Source organism: Vibrio sp. 947, assembly GCF_033339115.1.
Taxonomy (GTDB): Bacteria; Pseudomonadota; Gammaproteobacteria; order Enterobacterales; family Vibrionaceae; genus Vibrio; species Vibrio alginolyticus.
Window position 1 is genome coordinate 103606 of the sequence record NZ_JAWOTX010000007.1, and the last position, 19830, is coordinate 123435.

General features: G+C 36.3%; 19 protein-coding genes. 9 read left to right on the forward strand and 10 right to left on the reverse strand.

The annotated features are described in order from the left end of the window. Window positions 1–15 precede the first annotated feature (15 nt). Complete coding sequence (locus tag R7Q39_RS11060) at window positions 16–1230, forward strand: radical SAM protein (RefSeq protein WP_198434345.1); 1215 nt, start codon at window positions 16–18, stop codon at window positions 1228–1230. On the opposite strand, the gene R7Q39_RS11065 is transcribed toward R7Q39_RS11060, so the two are convergent. Next, entirely contained in the window at window positions 1227–1571 is a 345-nt protein-coding gene (locus tag R7Q39_RS11065; protein ID WP_085762313.1) for a hypothetical protein, read from the reverse strand. The two genes, R7Q39_RS11060 and R7Q39_RS11065, sit on opposite strands and share 4 nt — an antisense overlap. Window positions 1572–1642: 71 nt before the next feature. Here R7Q39_RS11065 and sbcB point away from each other — a divergent pair, with 71 nt between their 5' ends. Further along, window positions 1643–3298, forward strand: a complete 1656-nt coding sequence (sbcB, locus tag R7Q39_RS11070; RefSeq protein WP_318076199.1) for an exodeoxyribonuclease I — start codon at window positions 1643–1645, stop codon at window positions 3296–3298. 86 nt (window positions 3299–3384) lie between these two features. Then, window positions 3385–3603: a hypothetical protein gene (locus R7Q39_RS11075; RefSeq protein WP_267411088.1), complete on the forward strand. Its 219-nt coding sequence runs from the start codon at window positions 3385–3387 to the stop codon at window positions 3601–3603. A gap of 31 nt (window positions 3604–3634) precedes the next feature. On the opposite strand, the gene R7Q39_RS11080 is transcribed toward R7Q39_RS11075, so the two are convergent. Genes R7Q39_RS11080 through R7Q39_RS11100 form a run of 5 tightly spaced genes read right to left on the reverse strand, consistent with a single transcriptional unit; the run spans window position 3635 to window position 8716 of the window. Beyond that, window positions 3635–6256 (reverse strand): DotA/TraY family protein, encoded by a 2622-nt coding sequence (locus tag R7Q39_RS11080; RefSeq protein WP_318076206.1) that lies wholly within the window; start codon window positions 6254–6256, stop codon window positions 3635–3637. Between the two features lie 23 nt (window positions 6257–6279). Further along, a complete protein-coding gene (locus R7Q39_RS11085; protein WP_318076209.1) occupies window positions 6280–6732 on the reverse strand; it encodes a hypothetical protein in 453 nt (150 codons plus the stop codon). Window positions 6733–6742: 10 nt separating this feature from the next. Then, window positions 6743–7375 carry a hypothetical protein gene (locus R7Q39_RS11090; protein ID WP_318076211.1) on the reverse strand — a complete coding sequence of 211 codons (633 nt, stop codon included), beginning with the start codon at window positions 7373–7375 and terminating at the stop codon, window positions 6743–6745. Window positions 7376–7419: 44 nt separating this feature from the next. Continuing rightward, on the reverse strand, window positions 7420–8523 hold the full coding sequence (locus R7Q39_RS11095) for a hypothetical protein (protein ID WP_318076213.1): 1104 nt from the start codon (window positions 8521–8523) through the stop codon (window positions 7420–7422). After that, window positions 8507–8716, reverse strand: coding sequence for a hypothetical protein (locus R7Q39_RS11100; RefSeq protein ID WP_045592669.1), 210 nt, complete (start codon window positions 8714–8716; stop codon window positions 8507–8509). The genes R7Q39_RS11095 and R7Q39_RS11100 overlap by 17 nt, the downstream gene beginning before the upstream one ends. 137 nt (window positions 8717–8853) lie before the next feature. Between R7Q39_RS11100 and R7Q39_RS11105 the strand changes: the two genes are divergently transcribed. The 5 genes from R7Q39_RS11105 (at window position 8854) to R7Q39_RS11125 (ending at window position 13723) form a co-directional block, all read left to right on the forward strand. Next, entirely contained in the window at window positions 8854–9336 is a 483-nt protein-coding gene (locus tag R7Q39_RS11105) for a hypothetical protein (RefSeq protein WP_038129310.1), read from the forward strand. Further along, on the forward strand, window positions 9333–9824 hold the full coding sequence (locus tag R7Q39_RS11110) for a hypothetical protein (protein WP_318076217.1): 492 nt from the start codon (window positions 9333–9335) through the stop codon (window positions 9822–9824). The genes R7Q39_RS11105 and R7Q39_RS11110 overlap by 4 nt, the downstream gene beginning before the upstream one ends. A 43-nt stretch (window positions 9825–9867) precedes the next feature. Next, on the forward strand, window positions 9868–11520 hold the full coding sequence (locus R7Q39_RS11115) for a DNA topoisomerase (protein ID WP_318076218.1): 1653 nt from the start codon (window positions 9868–9870) through the stop codon (window positions 11518–11520). A 131-nt stretch (window positions 11521–11651) separates the two neighbouring features. Continuing rightward, a complete protein-coding gene (locus R7Q39_RS11120; RefSeq protein WP_318076219.1) occupies window positions 11652–11951 on the forward strand; it encodes a hypothetical protein in 300 nt (99 codons plus the stop codon). Window positions 11952–12040: 89 nt separating this feature from the next. Continuing rightward, window positions 12041–13723, forward strand: a complete 1683-nt coding sequence (locus R7Q39_RS11125; protein ID WP_318076220.1) for a hypothetical protein — start codon at window positions 12041–12043, stop codon at window positions 13721–13723. Window positions 13724–14177: 454 nt separating this feature from the next. Here R7Q39_RS11125 and clpX read toward each other — a convergent pair whose 3' ends face one another. The 4 genes from clpX to R7Q39_RS11145 all read right to left on the reverse strand — a co-directional run bounded on the left by clpX (window position 14178) and on the right by R7Q39_RS11145 (window position 19137). Beyond that, complete coding sequence (clpX, locus tag R7Q39_RS11130) at window positions 14178–15398, reverse strand: ATP-dependent Clp protease ATP-binding subunit ClpX (protein WP_318076221.1); 1221 nt, start codon at window positions 15396–15398, stop codon at window positions 14178–14180. A gap of 69 nt (window positions 15399–15467) precedes the next feature. After that, window positions 15468–17972: a DNA polymerase gene (locus tag R7Q39_RS11135; protein WP_318076222.1), complete on the reverse strand. Its 2505-nt coding sequence runs from the start codon at window positions 17970–17972 to the stop codon at window positions 15468–15470. Between the two features lie 88 nt (window positions 17973–18060). Beyond that, entirely contained in the window at window positions 18061–18522 is a 462-nt protein-coding gene (locus tag R7Q39_RS11140) for a hypothetical protein (protein ID WP_318076223.1), read from the reverse strand. Between the two features lie 120 nt (window positions 18523–18642). Further along, entirely contained in the window at window positions 18643–19137 is a 495-nt protein-coding gene (locus tag R7Q39_RS11145; protein WP_318076224.1) for a hypothetical protein, read from the reverse strand. Between the two features lie 28 nt (window positions 19138–19165). Between R7Q39_RS11145 and R7Q39_RS11150 the strand changes: the two genes are divergently transcribed. Next, window positions 19166–19825, forward strand: a complete 660-nt coding sequence (locus R7Q39_RS11150; RefSeq protein WP_318076225.1) for a hypothetical protein — start codon at window positions 19166–19168, stop codon at window positions 19823–19825. Window positions 19826–19830 lie beyond the last annotated feature (5 nt).

The following is a 19830-nucleotide window of genomic DNA, read 5'->3' on the forward strand; positions in this document are numbered from 1 at the left end:
TAAAAGGAATAAAAAGTGAGTAATGTAAATTTCACGACTAAAAAAGTAGTCATTCCGTCACCAAAGAGAGATTACGATTGCTATAAGATGCCTGATGGATTTGACGTGAACACTCAGAACAACATAGAAAGCGGGTACTTCGTCTTTACTATGATGCCATCACTAAGATGCGAACTAAATTGTCCACATTGTTACTTATCTACAGACGAACGAAGAAATAGCCCTGTAATGAGCCTTGAACAACTCCAAGAAGTAATGGATAAAGTTTATGATTACTACGCGGATAAAACTGATGTGCCAGTTAAGTTTCTCTCATTCTACTGGTATGGTGGTGAACCAACTCAGATGGGCATAGATTACATGATTGCTGCCTTTAAGATGATTGAAGAGCGATTTACCGAAAAAGATGGCTACCACATCAGACATACTCTTTTAACGTCTCTAATAGCCGTACAGGAATATTGGTTTGAGTTTTTTGAAAAGTGGTGCGGTGGATACTTCCAGACATCATTTGATGGCTTGATGCGCGGTAAACGATACATGAGAGACTGGGAGCGAAAGGTTAAACTTGCAAGATCTCGTGGAATTAGCGTTGGAACGATTACAGTAGTAAACAACAAGATTTTAGAAGATACCCCGAAGGGTGTCCTAGACTACCTTGTTGAACTTGGAATTAGTGAGGCTTCATTCCTACCTATGATGCGAAATGAACAAAACGAAGCACATCACTATGGGAAGTATGCACCTTCAATGGATCAGTATTCAGCGTTTATGATTGAGTTTATGGAGTATTGGTACGAACTCAAAGAGAAGGGTGTTAGTGTTCCTGCTATTGGGCAATCACAATACATAATGAGTAGAGCAAACACCGACAAAAACGGAAACATAGCTGGTCAGACGATGTTTCTTATGCCAAATGGTGACTTTACACTTCCAGATTACAGAGATGGCTATACCGAGTATATGCAGCCTTTTGGAAATATCTTTGAGTCCGACTTCGAAACAGTTCTAGCCTCTAAAGATAGAAGAAAGTATCTACGCAGACAGTACTTTGCAAACAAAAATACTGAGTGCATCGAGTGCGATAAACGACACCAATGCATCATGGAGTTTTGGAAAGAAAATAAAGAAAATGATGATTGCTTTGGCGCTAAAAAGTACGTGGACTGGTTAGTAGATAGAGAGAGCAGAATACCTGTTGTCTCTCTATCCAATGGAGTGATGTGCTAAACAATACTCAACTCTAAAAGACACAGGTTAATATCATCTCGTATGTGACGAATGTAATTAACCTGTTTTTTATCACCTTCAGATTTTTGCCTTTCAGCAATTCTTGCTTTGTTCAGCTTAGCGCGTCCTTCAACAAACTCTGGATTTATTTCAGAGATGGGTAAACCCATCTCAATTCTACAAAGTTCTTTTGCTATTGAGTAAATGGCTTCACTGGAAAGATCAGATGCAAGACGCTTTTTGGCTTCTAGAAGTGTTTCGCCTGATGATAGCGATTTTAAGATGTTATCTATGTCTGAATCAGAAAGTTGATATTTCTGAGTTAATCGTTTTATTGTCATTATACATACCTTTGTTTTTATGTTATTATTAATTCAATTCAATAACCAATTTTATTTAAAAGAGAAATAAAATGCCAATAAAACTTGATCCTGTTTTTTATGAAAGTTTCTTTGTTTACGATTATGAGACCGCTGGACTAGATAAAAATCATAGCCAAGCTGTTCAAGGAGCTTGGATTTACACTGATTCTCAGTTGAATATCATCCAGGGTTCAGATCAAAACGTATATTGTAAAATGAGATTGGATGTAGTTCCCTCAATTGATGCATTCATGATTACTAAAATCGATCCTAAGACGCTAGAAGAAAAAGGCGTTTCGGAATACGAGTTTGCAAAAATTGTTCAACATGCGATGCAGCAGAAACCAAACACATGCATTTCTGGTTACAACACAATGGCATTTGATGATGAAGTTACACGAAATCTAATGTTTAGAAATAATCGCAGAATGTATGACCACGAGTGGAAGAATAACAACGGAAGAGTTGACTTCTATAATCTATTAAAAATGACATATGCTTATTTTCCAAACCTTATTAACTTCCCTCACAATGAGGAAGGAAAGATTAGTTTAAAGCTAGAAGATCTATGTAGAGCTAATGATTTATTACACGAATCAGCCCATGACGCATTAAGCGATGTAATTGCAACGGTGCAGCTAGCTAAGCTTATTAGAGATAAAAAACCTAGATTGTTTGATTATTTCTTGAAGCTGTCTAGCAAGAATAATGTAAAGAATTTATTAACCGAAAGACAACCTATGTTTTATACAGAAAGGGTGATTGATGAAGCTAACTACTTTACAACATTAATTTATCCTTTAGTCATGGATCCAAAAAATAACAACGCGTTTATATGTGTTGACCTAACTCAAGACCCTACGACTTTAATTAATTCAAGCGCAGAAGAAATCCAAAAGCTGGTTTTCACTAAACGCGCAGAATTGCCTGAGGATGCCCCTAGACTTGGATTGCATTCTATTAAAACAAACAAGCAACCGATTCTAAAAGAAGTTGATGATCAGTCTTCTAGCTTACTATATAAGAGATTTAACATTGATCGTGAACAATGTGATAGAAACCTTGCTTTGATTAATGAAGCCATAAAAAATGACCCGTACTTCCTAACAAAGTTACAAGCAGCATTTGAAAGCAATTTGCCTGATAAAAGTGATGTATATGGTACTTTGTATTCAGGAGGCTTCCTTTCTAACAACGATATGGCAATAAGAGACTCAATGCATCACATTGTTGACTTTAGTAGTAATGCTACAAGGCTCGAAAAAACAGATGTCTATGACCAAGCATTGAAAGCAAATGATAAAAAGCGTATTGCTGATTTGTTACTTCGCTCTAAATGGAATACTCACATGGATAACCTTCTATCGAGCGGGGAATACTCAAAGGTAGAGTTTAGAAACTATCTTTCCTATGTATCGAAAATGGTTAGCTTTAAGCTTCCTGATGCTGATAATGAAACAATATCCTCATTCAAAACCAGACTGAAAGAACTACCATTTGAAAGGGCGCTTACAAATGAGGAAAAATACATCTTAAAAGGTTTGGAGCAGCATGTAGCTAAAATGGAGGCTAGTCTTTCAGATCTGAGAGAGATCGACAAGCAAAACGAGTCAGAATATAAAGTTGAAATTTCAGGTGATTCTAGCTTCAAAAAATTTACGATTCAAACTAGAGAGTTGGAAAAGAATCAGAATTTGAGCATGTAGCTTTGTAAACCGCTAATTAATAAAAGAGAGATTATTGACAATCTCTCTTTTTTATGTAATATAAAAAATAGAATATTGGAGGAAGTATGCTTATTTTGATAATTGCTGTAATTATGGCTATAGCGGCGATTTGGGCTGGTGTCGGCGCATTCTACGGGATGATTGCTAACTATCTCCACAGCCTCTCTCCTGAGTCTGTAGGGGTTATTAAATACATACCTTACTTAGAGTATGGGACGATGACTTTAATTATTGGCATCCTAATTTTTCAAACATACCAGATTGCAAAAATTAAAGACGAATAAAAACCCTCGCAGTGCGAGGGTTTTATGTTTATCAGCCTTTTTTATCATCCCCATTATCTGGGGCATCATTATCTTTATTAGACTGCCTTCTGGCATTCATTTTCAGTGTTCTCATAATACCGTCAGCTTTATGTTTGATATCGCTAACGCTACCTTTTAATGATTCACCTACTTTATCTTCACCAAAGCCTCTATTCCCAGCACCACCTGCAAACCACTCTAAAATGTGGTTAGGTAATGTGTACATAATTGAAACTATGGTTTGTGTTATTGTTAAGGCTGTTGCAGTGTATAGCGCAATTAGAGCAAACAAGTCAAGTGGACTACCGTATAAGTACATTTTTGCTGCTGACCAGAAGAATGTATTAAAGATAGTGAATCCAAGTGAAGCAATTGTAATTGCACCGATGAGACCAATAATCATGAGAGATGGCTTTAGAATTACAACAATTAACAATTGCATTGCTCTCTCAAGCCTTTGACCCAATATACCTTGACCTTCAGGCAGTAACATTTGGACAACTGCCAATGGTGCTGCTGTTGACGCTTCAATTACTGTAACCAAATAGCCTATCATCATATTTGTCCAAGCTATTACTGGAAGGAATGGTATCATGTACGCCAAAACAAAACCACAAGCTAAATATGAAAGAACAATTACAAACACAAGATTAGCCACAGAACCAACAATTGAAGCTCCAAATCTTAATCCTGCTTTAATCACACCAGTACCATCTAAACTAGCAGCCCAACCCTCACCAATTCCTGGCATTGCAGCACTAGTTGCTTTAGCTAACACACCAATGCCATATCCAGCCATTGCGTATGAATTCATTGTATGACCAATAGAGGACAACGTAAGAAATGGGTTAGAGAAACCAGCAGGATTAAACATATTTCCCTCTACGGTTTCACCAGGTTCTTGCTCATCGAACAAAATTGGACCACTAGCGAAATTATTTAAAATCCACTGCGCTGTTGATGTTGCGTAATTTGAAGCTACGTCTTCATCAATTTCACAATCGTCATAATTTGGGCATTTACCTAAGAATGAATCAACATTTACAGAATTACTTTTAGCTGCTTTAGGGTCAATTCCTTCTACATATCCATTTGAAGCCTTATATAAATGAGTTAGCAGACCAATTGCAGCATCATAGTTGGCAGACGATTGCTTACATACTGTAGAAGCTTTTATGTTACTTGTAACGTTCTGACATAAATTTGCCACTGATGGAGGCGATATCTTATTATCGATGTCCAGGGAACCTACTTTTTGTTGCGTAGATCCAACCTCAATGAACCACAAGCCAGCAGCAGCCCAGCCACCCTTAGTGATACGATCAACTTGTTTTTTCTCATTACCTGTTAATTCTCTAAATAAGTAGCTTGGAATGTTATGAGTAACAGCTTCTTGGAATTGACTTCCTGCAATAGCAAAACGTTCCGCATTTGCCTCTATTTGACGCAATATTTGCTCATTAGCTCCCTCAATATTTGGAGACTTAACTTGTTGATATGCTCGTTCAGGGTTTCCTTTATCAAGGTCGCCAATATCTATTGCAATCGAAAATGCAGCATCAATAGCTTTAGGCAACGTGTCTTTTTGGAACATTCCAAATGCAGTTTCAAAATTTTTGATTTCCTCAAGATCCGAGCTAGTTAAAGATTGATTTTCATTGATTATGGCATCACTTTTATCAATAACTGAAATTGAACCACAACCATACTGGAAGTTAACTTTATTAACCTGAATATCAGATTTCAAAATTTGATTTAAACCACCGATATTTGCAATTCTGTATGAATAAGTTTCAGCATCTGTTTTAATCACATCGGCAAAAACTTGTTCTTGTTTGATTTCGTACACCTTTTTAGTTTTGCCATCCACAGTTTTTATCTGCTTAGTTCTACCAGTGTAGTAATCAACAGTAGCAATTTGAGCCTTGTTTGCATCAGATCCTGCTCGTTTATAGCCTGGAATAACGCGTTCTGCTTTTACGTTGTGATCAACACAGGTTAGACTTTGAGCAATATTCAGCAGCGGTTTATTCCCTGGAGATACAGGTGAGTACCCGTAAATTCCATCAGTCGTTAACTTCTCGGCTGTATTGTTCCAAAGGAATGTAGCTGAGTTGGAGCCAAAGATAACAAGCCATATAATACCTACTTGCGACATAGACATTACACCGCCACCAATACCAGGCACAGGCATTACAAGTCCGATACCAAGAACAGATCGAATAGGCATCCAAACAGGAGACCAGTTTCTATTAAGAACCTCACCACTATGAGTAGAGTTTAAGGCACCACCACCAAGGACGTAGACCATCACTACTGTACCAAAGGTAATCGCTAATAAATTAGTAAAACCTACAGCAGAAGCCAAGATTGAGATGTCACCACTATCATTTGTCCAAGGTTCAAATATAAAGCTGCCAAAAATTATTCTTAACCAAACATGAAAATAGTCAACGTTTGAATCTGTAGGATCCAATGACACTGGCATATTTAAAATGTTATTAAAAGCGCTGTTAACAGAATTTTCCCCATAAGAAACATCACTTGCATAGGCGCTTGCACTACCTAAGGCAAGGAAAAATATGAAGAACATTAGAACAACATTTTTAATTGGTATTTTATTAATGTTCATTTTGTTATTTTTCCATTTTATTGTTACTTAAATAATAACTTAATTGGAGCAAATTCTAAAGGTTTTCGTTTGATTACATTGAAATATTGAACGTATGATGTGGTTAAAACCTTGTGACGTTGAGACCAATTCCTTGCAACAATTCTAGCTCTCCATAATTGATATGAATTCGACCAGTAAAGTAGCGATAGACCTGCTACAAATCCAAGGCAAATTATGGTTGACAAAATTGAATTAAAAATCAGGGCTTGCCATAAGCAGAATAGAAATAACGCTATTACGCCGATATTGGTTAATCTCAGTGCTTTGTATCTATTGAAAAACTCTTCTTTAGATATAGAGCTAGAAACAGCAGGGGAAATTTTACCTTCCGCTTTTGCTGTTTCCTTAATGTCTTTAACATATTTTATTGTTACATTGTTTTTTAATTCTTTTGTTGCATCTGATGCAATCATTCCGAATAGTTTTTTTATCATTTATATATACCTAATTAAAACATAAAAATGGCATATTTAGCGTATTGCCTACAAAACAAGCAAAATCAAGGATATTCATTGCAATCATACCCGCGCCAATATGAATAGTTGACTTTTTAAGTGGACTTGAGTCCTGTCCTTGTTGCTTTGGTGCTCCCATGTCTTTCAGTATGTAAATACCTTTCAGAAATGAGTAAACGCCAAACAAGAAAATTATACCTATGAGCATTTCAATGGTTTGTGCGGGTAAGTATTCACCTAACCAGCTATTACTTAAATCGCCAACCTTTCCAAGCATGTCACTTTCATTAATTGATAAAACATCCATGCTGTAGCTAGGCGTACTATTCGATACTGTTCCAGAGAAAATGTGGTATGCAGCACTTGATGATAACAACAGCATACCTGCGAACATCTTACTTACAGCATGTGAAATAGGGTGCTGGTTTTTATTCTCCGCATTTCTTTTAACGTCATACAATCCCGCACCAATAAGGACTAAGCCAAGAAGTATAAAGGCACTTACTATCAAGGAATTGATAGGGAATACTTGCTTGTCTATGAAGTCATTATTGTCGTATCCATTTGCAAATGCTTGTAATGGTAGAGTTGCCGTAACAACGCCCCAAAAAAACCTTTTCATATTCTTTTCCTAAATTTTATTGTTATTTGTTATTTATTTTTAATTTATTTAGTTAAGTTTGAACTGTTTTCAACATCTAGCATTAAAGAAGATGCTTGCAGAGCTTCCATTCTTAACTGCTGTTTGTACTTTATAATATCCAAATGTATTTGGAACGCTTGCATTACAGCCATTCTTCTTTGCAACTCGCTTGGCATTACTGCATCTTTTTGATCGGCTGTTGCTCCAGCTACTTCAACAACCCATTCAGGATTTCCCCATCTTTCATCAGAGAAATCTTGTAAAAGAGATAGTTCCGATGGCGCTTTAAGCTCACTGCTTTCACCAGCAGAACCTCTAACAGAAGCAATATGTTGAAGTGAAGAGACAGAGAGTGACCTTATTGCAAGTTTTCTCATTTCTTTAACCATCATTTCGTCTTTTTCATACGAACCATCTGGTAAAGTTTGGGACATTTTGTGCTCTGGCAAGGGACCTGTTATCAAATCTATGATTGTATCAGCAGCGACTTGCTCACCAGGCTCATACGCATCTTGAGTTTCAGTACCAAGCAAGATCCCGCCGCGTAAACAAAGGCTTGTTGAAAGCTTGTCTGTTCCATCAATATTATCTGCATACTGTAGATTTCGACATAGCTCTAGTAGTTCTTTAGTTTTTTCAACTTTCTTTTCAATCACCTTTACCTGACTATCTGTAAAGTTGTTATTTTCGTGCGAATCCTTATCCAGTTTTGAAACTGTTGTATCAGTAGTAACACAGTCAACAGCATTTGATACCTTTTGGATTGCACAAGTGCGAGGCGCTTGCTTATCTGGCTCTGACATCTCTTTAACCATAAGGTTATGAAGTGATTCTTCGAGTTTTAATTCTTTCTGTAATGAGAATTGTGCAAGAAACGAATCCATTGACATAATGGCTTGCTGGAAATAGGAATCAGCAGCCATCATAGCTGTCATAAGTTGAGATTCTGATACCCATTGAGATGCTGATTGTATGTTGCCAACGATTTCTTCTGTTAGGTTTGCAAAGTCAACGTTAGGAATGGCGTAAGATGGAGCGCTAACTGTCAAACTTGAACCGAGAACTACAGCCAATACGGTTTTCTTTAATTTATTCATTTTATTCAAACCTTTATATTTTATTGCCAAGAACAAATCCGCTATTACTTAAGTCGCGGCTAACTTGTGTCCTATGAGTAAAACCATATTTACCGAAATCTCTTTCTATAAATTTGGTGCTTAGCTGTTTCATTTCCCTAACCTTTTTACTTTCTTTAAATAGGGTTCCGCAACTAATTAGCTCGTCTTTACTTACATATGGGGCAAAATTTTCGAATTTCATATTGTTTTCAATTCCTTAAAAAGAGGTTATTATTCATTATTAAATAGAAAGGAACTTTACACTTTTATTTAGGTTAATTTAATAATAATATATTATCAAAGTCAACTTTGAAATACTAACAGATTAAGAGATATAAAATGAAAAATAACTCGCAAGATATATTCTCGCCTGGTTTTCAAGATTTGTTTTGGGGAACGTTAGAGCCTGATTTTAGAGGCTTCATGAACGATCTGGAAAATAAAGAGGTTTGGACTCATAAATATGAGGAATTTCCAGACATGTTCAAACAACTTGCAGATCTTTTACCTCATTGTGATGAAGTTCGAGCTATGAAAGCGGACAATAAAACAATAAGGGATTTCATTGCAGTGTTATCAGCAATGCCTGCACGACAATCTTTATCAGCCCTTTCATGGTTAGATTCTCAATCATCCTCAGAAACTCGTATAGGATGGGGGGCTAAAATCTTCCTAGAGTGTGCTGACATCTATAAAAATAAACAAGAAGATCCTCTGAAGCTTGAAGCAAAAGCAGTATATAAAAGAGTCCAATCAATTTCTCAAACTAGATTACTTGTAGATCTTTTTGTGAACGAAGCAATATTCGGAGAAAAGAAATGAATAAGATAAAACTAACATTTTTAAGTTTAGCTATTGGCAGCGCCTACATGCTTCCTGTCAACGTGAGTGCTGCTGATGCCGTACCTAAAAGACCAAGTGTTTGCAAAACAGAATCCAAGGCAAAAATCAAAAAGTATATTGAGAAGCAAGAGCAGTCTTGTGAAACTGAGTATGGAATTGATACAAAAAACAAAGCAGAAGATAGTGACTACTGGTCAAATAGTGATGATGCTAACTGTGATTTAGGATTGAAATTCCCAAGCTTGCCAGGGTTTAACTTAGATATCAGCGCTCTGAATGCATGTGAGATTGCGCAGGCAGTAACCGAGAATGTAGTTGGAGAAGTTAACAAAACCACTCAGGACGCTGTTGAGAACATTACAGAGAACGTAACTGGTGATAAGGACGGTTTAGATCTTGATGTTGACCCTAATGATACCGTTGTAAATGAGATGGAACAACGCAATGTAGGTGGAATGGGTAACTGATAGTAAAGCCCCGAATGGGGCTTTTTAGTAGGAAACAATATCTATGAAAAACTTTTTAATGATCATTGAATCTGATTGGAAAGTTTATAAATTAACTCAACTTCTAAATGAGGTTGGATGCACAAACTTCAAAGTCATATCAACAAGAGGCAGGATTCGTGATTTCCCATCCAATAGGATGGGTGTAAATCTTGAAACATACGCCGCAGAAGAAGTGTATTTAGATGAGCATTTAATAAAAAAAATCCGATCTGAAAGCGGAAAATATGGAAAAACACTAATTTGTACAGATGATGACACAGAGGGAGAAAAGATAGCTTTCGATTTGGCTAAGGAAATAATAAACAGCTATCAAAGATCTATAATTAAAGATATGACTACTAATTCAGTTCTTAAAGCAATCGGTAATGGTCGAGATATAGATATGAAGATGGTTAATGAACACATATCTAAAAGAACAGTCAACAGAATTATAGGGTTCAATCTGTCAGTAACTGATATTAGAAATAGATCAGAAGTTGGCAGAGTCATTACTCCAGTGTTATCACACATAGAGAAAAACGCTCAAAAGTCTGGAATCATATATAAAAACCTTCAATCTGACGGAAAAAATGTAAAGCTAATCTTTGATTGCTTCAATATGGATAGAGATACAATAAAGGGTATTACTGAGCAACTTTCAAGCATTACCAAGATTGAATTGATCCAATCTGATGAGAATGAATTGCTTGATAGCAGCACACTTTGGAATGGTAAGCAGGCGATGATTAATATTGCCAGTTCATTGAATATGAAAGTGATAGAAGTTTTCAAACATTTACAGGATTTATACGCAGAAGGTTTAATATCATATTTTAGAACCGACTCATGTTCTGTTTCGGATGATGATGTTAGCACCCTTATCGAATTAGCAAGTGAGTTTGGGATTGTTCCTGATTCAAGAGAAAGCATTATATCTAGAGCTAAAAAAGGGAATAATAAATTATCAAAGATTGAGAGGGTTCAGCATAGTCATGGCGCTTTAATCCCCTTAAATCCACACTTCAATCCATATGCTCCATTATCTTCTCTATCTGATAGAGATAAAGTTTATAGTTTACTAGTGAGACACACTTTGAAAGCTGTAAAAAAACCAGCAATCATAAAAGAAGCACGTTTCAAGCCTGATTTAAGCAGTATTAACAATAAAGAGTTTTTTAACATAATCTCTCAGTACAGAGATATGGTTGATTATAAATTTATTTCAAGAACAATTAAGAGTCACGATAAGCCTGAATTTCCATACTACCCAGAAATTTTACCTAATGGTGTAAACTTAGGCATTGAGAAAAGGAGTAAAGATTGCGGTTATAGGTTAATTCAAAAAGATCTAATGGTTGCATTACTGTTAGTTAGGTATGGATTGTCACGACCAAGTACTTTTGCATATCACTCTGAGAAGATATCAAAAAGATATATAAATGATGAAAACACCTTAAATGTTCATGCGAAAAGCTCATTACTTAAAGCAAGCCAGGTTGCACCTGTACTTTGTGATTTAAAAACATACCATGAACTAGACAATATCTTTGCAAATAATGAAATGACGCTTAATGAAAGGATTGCTTTATCTCTAGAAATCATAACAAAGAAAGATACAGCAGAAGGTCAAACAACAGAAAAAGTCAAATCGAGCGAAATTTCTCCATTTAGATAAAGAAGTAAAAAAATGGTTTGATTATGTCAAACCATAATGATAATCTTCTCCACAAATAATAAGTGCAGCATGACATCGATCACGTTTTGCAAAAAAAATAATATAAAAAAATAAATAAATGGAAAAGAAAAATGGGTATTAAAAAGTATGTGAATCAAATTGGTGCAGGTATTGCGAGTACTAAACAATTAGCAATGCTTACTCCAGCAGTTCAAAAGATTGTTTCAGAATTTTCTCGTGACGAGATCAAGGAAGCTCTTGAAGATGACGCAAAGCTGCAAACTTTTGCGGAAACTGTTTACTCAAAACTGCCTATTGGTATTAAAATTAAGCTATCAAAAGAGTGGTTTATTGAAGAAATGGTTAAGCGCAAAGATCTTCTTATGTCTAAAAAGAGCAACAAAAAGAAATTGCGTAAAAAGAAAAAGTAAAATTTCTTAAATATTTTGCAAAAAATACTTGCCTCGCCTATCTTTATGTATATAATTCAGAATACAAATCGATGAGGCGAGGCAAGAAGATGAACTTATCTACCGAACAATACAAAAGCATTATCGCTAACTCCTTAGCAATAGCACAAAAACAAGGCCGCATCGGTCTTTCACTTTCTGAAATCGCTACTGAAACTAAACAGAAGCGACAATTCCTAAAGCTAGCCAGCTCTGACCTGAAAAAAGATTCAGTTATTGATCACAAATATGATGGTGGTTTGCCAGTACTTACTTTTACTGGTGATGAAGCATACCTAGAAGCTCACCCATTACCAGAAGGCTTTAGCTTTGCTGAAGGCGGTTTCCTTGCGGAAGCATCTAAATCATTGAAAGGTTCAATTGTTCAAGGTGGTTCAAAAGAACCTAAAGTTGAAGCTTCACCAGCAATCAACATTGAGAAGAACACTCAGGCTAACACTATTTCAAATGATGATAGTGATATCCTTGTTGATCTAGCAAAAATTATGATTAGTTACATTTCTAAAAACAGAAATGATGACAACAACTATTTTCATGCTGACCCTTTCTTCAAAGATGCAAACCTTACAGGCTATACAATGGATGACCTGCTGAATGTTTGTGGGGCGTTAGCAAAAGAGGGTTATTTGAAAGAAGATGACCTCTTGAGCGAGTTACAGGATGCAAACCTATACATTGTTGAAGATAACTTTGATAATGCTGAGAAAATGAGTGATGCTGAATTACAGTCACTTATCTCTAACTACGCACCAGAACCGTCCGTGGTTACAAATCCTGTAGCTGTTAACGCTGGAAGTGCATCAGCGCCAGTATCGTCACCTAAACCTCAAACTACTGCCAAATCGACAGAAAGAGAAACTTTGTCGATAGCAAAAGCTGAAACTAAGCAACCTGTGGAAATGAGTGATTACCTCAAACCGCTATACAAACTTGATATTGCTAAAGTATCAGATTTAAATAGAAAGGAGAAACGTCAAGTTTCAGGTGCTATCATACGACAAATGTTAGCTGAGAAAGGCGATAGTATGAATAAAGCCAACCTTTTTGATCTTACTAAGCCTGTACTTAATGTATCAATGCCTACTTTCTCTTCCTGGCTTGAAGAGCTTGTTAATGAAGGTGTTATTCAAACTACAAAAACGAAAGCTCGACTAATGTACCTGGTTGAAGGTGAAACTTCAGATATCGGTCTTCTACAAAAAGTTGAGGATCTGAAATTACCTAAAGAAGAGCGAAAATTTAGCACTGTACTTGATTGGGAGCTTGCAACTACTAAAGAGGTGGCTCAATCAGTATCGACTGCATCAATCACTCAAGAACAACCTGTTCAAACTCAAGAGCATAAAGTAGACCCGTCAGATGCATTTGGAGACGATTTTGTTTTTGAGGCTTTCCCTAGCTCTATGAGTGAAAGCTCTAACGAAAATGAACTTACGGATGTTCAGCCAAGCGGTATTGAGCAAAAGCAAGAGCCTGTGGTTGATTCATCTGCTGTAAACGTACAGCAAGCAACTTCGACTGAGAGTTCAGTCAACATGTCTCAGCAACTAGAAGCGCTTCTTGAAGAGGTTATGGGCAGTATTGATAAGCTGAACGGCAACAATCAAGCTCAGCAAATCGGCTTAGAGGTTTCTCAAAGTATTTCTCGACTAGTGAATTATACAGTTGAGCGTGAAGAGGAATGTAAGAAGTGGCGAGATGCAACTAAGCAGTTTCTTACTCAAATCAAATAAAGCGTAATCATACAGAAGGAGGCATAAGCCTCCTTTTTTAATACCTGTAATCTCAATACAAATCCTTTCTCTAAACACGAACTCATTGAAATTCAGGATGCTACAGCGCTAAAAACGATAATTCTGGTATTCTGATAGGATAATAAGAGTAAGATCATGGATTAATTTTGCTTTGGACACCTGTAACACCAAACGTCACATTAGAATATATGAAAATAATGTCGGTTATACTGTCAAAAGAGCTTTCTTCAATTTATGAATTGGCACTCTTGATGATTTGAGGTAAATGCTACAGCAGTAATTTAGTTTTTTAGTAGGTTAGTGGATTATTGGATTATTGGGTTAGTAGGTAGATAGGTTAGTAGGTTAGTGGGTTACTTATCATCCAGCTAAATATTGGTTAATTTAGTCAATAAAAAAGCCCCTTTCGGGGCTTCAATCATCAAATCTTGTCTTATGCTGCTTCTTTTAACTCAACTTCTTCTTTTGGAAGAGGTTGCAGCTCGAAAACAGTTTCTTCTGAAGATGGTGACGTAAACATAATGTCTTTTAGTCGCTCTTCAAGCATGTTACGAACGCCGCGAGCGCCGATCTTACGCTTTAATGCCATATCAACGAGCTGATCTAGAGTCTCATCGGAGATAACTAACTTATTACCATCCAGCTCAAACAGCTTCATGTATTGCTTTAGAATTGCATTCTTTGGTTCTGTACATACACGAAGAAGCTCTTCTTTAGTAAGTTCGTTCAATACAGCAATTGAAGGTAGGCGACCAACAAATTCAGGGATAAGTCCGAATGAAACTAAGTCTTCATGCTCCAAGTCTGCTAGTGCGTTTTTAGACTCTTCAGCTTTATCAGCATTCTCATCTCTAAAGATGCCAATATTTACAGAATCCGACTTTTTCTTTTCTTTTAAGATTTCTTCAATACCAGCAAATGAACCACCGCATATAAAGAGGATGTTAGATGTATCTACCTGAAGGAACTCTTGCTGTGGATTTTTACGTTTGCCCGTAGGTGGAACAGAAGCAACGGTGCCTTCAATGATCTTTAGTAACGCCTGTTGAACACCTTCACCAGACACATCCCTAGTAATATTTGTAGATTGTGCCTTTTTAGCGATTTTATCAATTTCGTCAATGTAGACAATGCCTTTCTGCGCCTTTTCTACATCGTAATCGCAATTCATAAGAAGGCGCTGAATAATTGTCTCTGTATCGTCACCTACATAGCCAGCCTCAGTCAGGGATGTTGCATCACAAATAGCGAAAGGAACACCAAGCATTTTAGCTAGTGTTTGAGCAAATAGTGTTTTACCAGTACCAGTTGGACCGACAAGTAAAACATTTGACTTGTCAAGCTCGACATCGTCATTTGCTTGAGTTGCATTGATTCGCTTGTAGTGATTATAAACAGCAACAGCAAGTGTCTTTTTAGCTTCATCTTGACCAATAATGTACTGTGACAAGTAGTCAAAGATTTCTACTGGTTTTGGAGTGCTCAACATCACACTTTGAGATTGATCGTTAGCCATGCTTTCTTTTAACAGATCATATGATGTTTTTGAGCATTCACTGCAAATAAATACATTTTTGGTTGCTCCGTTTACTAAGTCACCACGCTTTTCCGAGCAGAATGAACAATGATGTTGCGCCTTTGGTTTATCAGTCATGAACTAAACTCTTTGTTAATTTGTCTTTGTATGTGATGATTTATACCAATCACCACAACAAATGTCAATCTAAACAGTCAATTCATTGGTTTTTCTTTGCTTTTTGCTTGTTTCTGGAGATATTTCTTTAACAGAACCCCAGTTTAGACCCTGCTCAGCATCGACAACCAATGGAACAGAAAGGTTAACAATTTTTTCCATTTTGTTTTTAATTAATAAATAAAAACTTTCGACTTCATCAGGGTGAACATCAAAAACTAGTTCATCATGAACTTGTAGAACAAGTTTGCTCTTCATCTGTTGAGTATCAATTAAATCGGAAACTGAACACATAGCCATCTTGATCAGCTCCGCCGCACTTCCCTGCATTGGCGCGTTAACAGCCTGTCGCAAAGCTTTATCCCTCAGGCGCTCATCATTGGAATCAGCATTTTCAATAAGGATTCTTCTACCACCAATGGTATTAACGTAACCATTTTGAATTGCAAACTCTCTTACACCATTCAAATACTTCTCAACCTGAGGATATCTAGAGAAGTAGAGTTCCATATAACGTTGAGCCTCTTGAACAGTACTGTTCAAGTCTTTGGCTAAACCATACTTTGTCATTCCATATATGAGACCAAAGTTGATAGATTTAGCGGCACGTCTTTGATCGTCCGTAACTTGAGATTCTGGAACGCTAAATACCTCAGCCGCAGTTGCTCTGTGTATGTCCTTGCCATCTTTAAACGCTTGTAACAGTTTAAGGTCTTGCGACAAATGAGCTAAAATTCTCAGTTCGATTTGAGAATAGTCCAGAGATAAGATCCTTCCATCAAAAAACCGTGAAACAAATGCAGTTTTAACGTGCTTAGCGATCAAATCCTTAGATGGCAAGCCCTGTAAGTTAGGTTCTATGGTACTAAGCCTGCCAGTTGCAGTTACATCTTGAGTAAATGTACATTTGATTAATGGCTCGTCTTTACTAACCCTGGTTATTATTGGTGAAACCACATTGTTTTTAATGTAACTATACTTTCTGAAGTCAAGTATTTTTCCAATAACTGTATGTTTGTTTTGCAATTGCCTTAATGCTTCTTCGTTAGTGCTTCTGTTTTTTGGTGCAGGAAGTTTGAGTTTGTCATAAAGAACTTCAGCTAATTTAGCTGGTGAATTAACATCAAACTCAGTATTCGTAATGCTTTTTATTTCAGATTCTAATACAGCAACCTTCTTAGCCAAATTGTTTAGCATAGACTGTAATAAATCATAGTTTACGACAACACCTGTATCCTCCATGCTAGCTAAGGAGAAGGCTGATGGTATTTCTATATTACGGAGGTAGCCATCGTTATTCTCACGCCTCAGCAGTCTGTGAACTTGTCTACAAGCCCTCAATGAAGCATCAGTCTTATCTGCAATGGCAGCGTAAACCTCATGAATGTTTTCACTTTTATTGATTAATCGATCTGGCTTTAAGTTGATTTTAACTAAATCAGAGATTCTTTGACCAAAAGAGGTTTTACTTTGTCTAGAATCTAGGACGTAGTAACCTAAATCAAAGTCTGAAATAATTCTGTTTTTGAACCCATAATCAAGGTTTAGCGCTTTAATTATTTCTTTTGTATTATTCGTTGCAACCACAACATCTTCATTTTTTGAAATGAAATTAAGTAGCTCTTTTAGTTCTGGACTATTAAGTCTGAAAATATATGTTTCTGATTGGTCTGGTGATATAGAAATTACTTCATTGTTTGCGCACAGATTATCTGTATAAATGTAACAAGACTTCTTCTTTCTAATGTGATGAAGCGCAGCTTCTAAATTTTCCTCTCCAACAATTGCTCTAGAGTACAAAGAACCATCAATAGTAAAACCTGACTGTAGACGGTCTGCATCAGGAAGCCAGTAGTACATCTTGTTGTTTTTGTAGCTATCATAAAGCCTTTCTGGATCTATGGCTTTTCTAGAAATTGATGATTGCATAAATGATTGTGATGAATTTCCAGTTAATAATCCAACTCGGTTTTTAAGCTCATCTTTACTAACGGAAATTGAAAAGTTTGAATAAAGCAAATCATAAAATGATTCATTTTTAGATTTTTCATTTATAAACTTTGCAATCAGACTCGGATCACTCATGCATACAGGCTCAAAATCTTGATCCATATCTCCGCAAACAGCGAGAAACTCTGGGATAAGAGCTGGTGTGATGCCTAGAACGTTTCGAATTATTTGCTCATCAATAATTTGATTACTGTTAAGTGAAAATACTAAAGAACCTTCACCTAGAAACTGACAAAACGAGCGGTTATTGGTAGCAAATATGAAACTTTTATCTTTTGTAAGGTTCGCAGCAAGATCAACGGGTTTATCAGTAAAGGTTACGTTGTAACCTAAAGCTGATAAGATTGATTTAGCTTGTTGAACATCTGGACGGTTTTCTTTGCTTTTGTCAAAGAAGCATGATGTGAAGTCTGGCAAGTAATCTTTCAACAAGGTTCTTGCTGTCATTGTCAATACAGGTATGTCAAGCTTTTCACCAACGAAAAGCGAATTCCCATCAATAATTGCAGTGTTCTTAATGCTCATTTTATACTTTCTTAAAAATTAGTTTCCTCCATTATATCAAATCCCTTCTTACGGTGTAAGAGGGGATTTGGAGGTTTGATGAGCACCATTATCTTCCTAAGCAACAAGGCACTAACTTATCAAGGTTTTCCTTATCGCAATAAGGTATTCCAAAGCCAGGATCTTTGTTTAGTGCAAAGACATCTGGGTCGGAACTTGGAAAAGTAAAGTTATCTTGTAGGTTTGCTGTGTAGCAAACATTCAGAGAGCCTGGATCGTTCATATCAAGTGGTTTGTATGCAAAGTTGTTGTCAGCAATCCATCCATCAGGAACCTGCTTTAGATAAGAACCTTCAATTAAATCCTTAAATTTAAAGCCTGATCCTACTGAGTTGCCTTCTGACTTATAGACTTCCATTGCAGCAATTATTTGCGAACGTTCGTTACGCATTCTAGCGGCTTCAGCTTCAACAGTATTGCTGTTAAAGGCATCCCCCCCATAGTAGAGTGCTGCTCCACTTACAATCGTTATTAAAGAAATAGCGATTATAGCAATAATCATATTAAACACTTTAGTATTCCTCTTTATTATTATTTATTTGTTATTAATTTATTTATTATTTTGTTTAATATTACGTCTAGAGGGGTGAATAATCAAGATAAATGTGAGCTTGATCACTAAGCGGTTTGATTAATACTCCCAATCAATGTGTTTTTTTACAGCTATTGGTTTTTCGAAGTAGTTTAGAGCATCAAATCCAAGCGCCTCACCTTTATTGTTTATTCTAACAAATCCCATTCTTTTATATCTACTAACGGCTTCAGTAAGAAGTTTTCTTTTGTAAACGCGAAGGGAAGCAGGATGTTTTTTGGGTGCCACTCCGATTTCAAAAGTTAAGTACAAACTATTCATCCCTTCAAGAATGTTCACCACATACCATCTAATATCCAAAAAAATCTCGAATAATTGATCAGGAACACCCATGATCGGTTTCCCATTATGGATTGTTACAGGAAACATATCTGAAGCGGCAGGGGAGAGAACGTAGGTATGGTCTAATTTTCCTCTAAAACCCCTCCTAAAGTTTTGAAACTCATGACTTAACTTATCAAGAAGTACAAGCTCCTGATTTTCAGAGTATAGTTCGAAAATTTTGTTTTTATTTTCTGTGGTTTTATCAAACATCTTACTTTTCTTTTTGGTTTGTTGTAATATGAAAATAAAATACAATAATAAAGAGGACAATTCAATGGTCGATAAAAACCAAGAAGGTTCAGCAATAGAAGCCCAAAAAATATTTGAAATGATTTTAAAAAGAAAAGGCATTGCTGATTACGGCTATAACGATGAAAGTCTTAAAGATTTTGAACCAGCTATAAAACTATCTTTTTTCAACTCTAACGATGCGTTTTTACCAAGCTGGATGTTAAGATCGGACGAAATCTCAGTAATGATGTCTGGCAAAAGGCTCTGGGATGTTTTGTATAGAGGCAATGCGTCTGCAATGATGGGATACACAACCACCCCAATCAAGGATGGTATGGAAATTCCTGACTCGTATAAGAAGCATGATGTAGCAACATCTGATGATATACCTTTCGCTTTAAAAGTGTTGATGTGTCAATTAGCCCTCCAACAAAGATTGGTTTTAAAAGATAGAAAATTCAATGTTCAGAATGACGTTGGATTTTATCTAGCGGGAAACGGTACTGTTGAAGATGGTGAAACCATAGAATTTCCCGATGTTGACTATTCATTAGCGTATGAATGGAATAAAATATCCTTTGATTTCAATAAGCAATATAAAATAATTAATCCTGAATTGGAAAATAATAAAGAAATTGAAGAGTTTAGTGTAGAGCTAAGCGAATAAGGTTA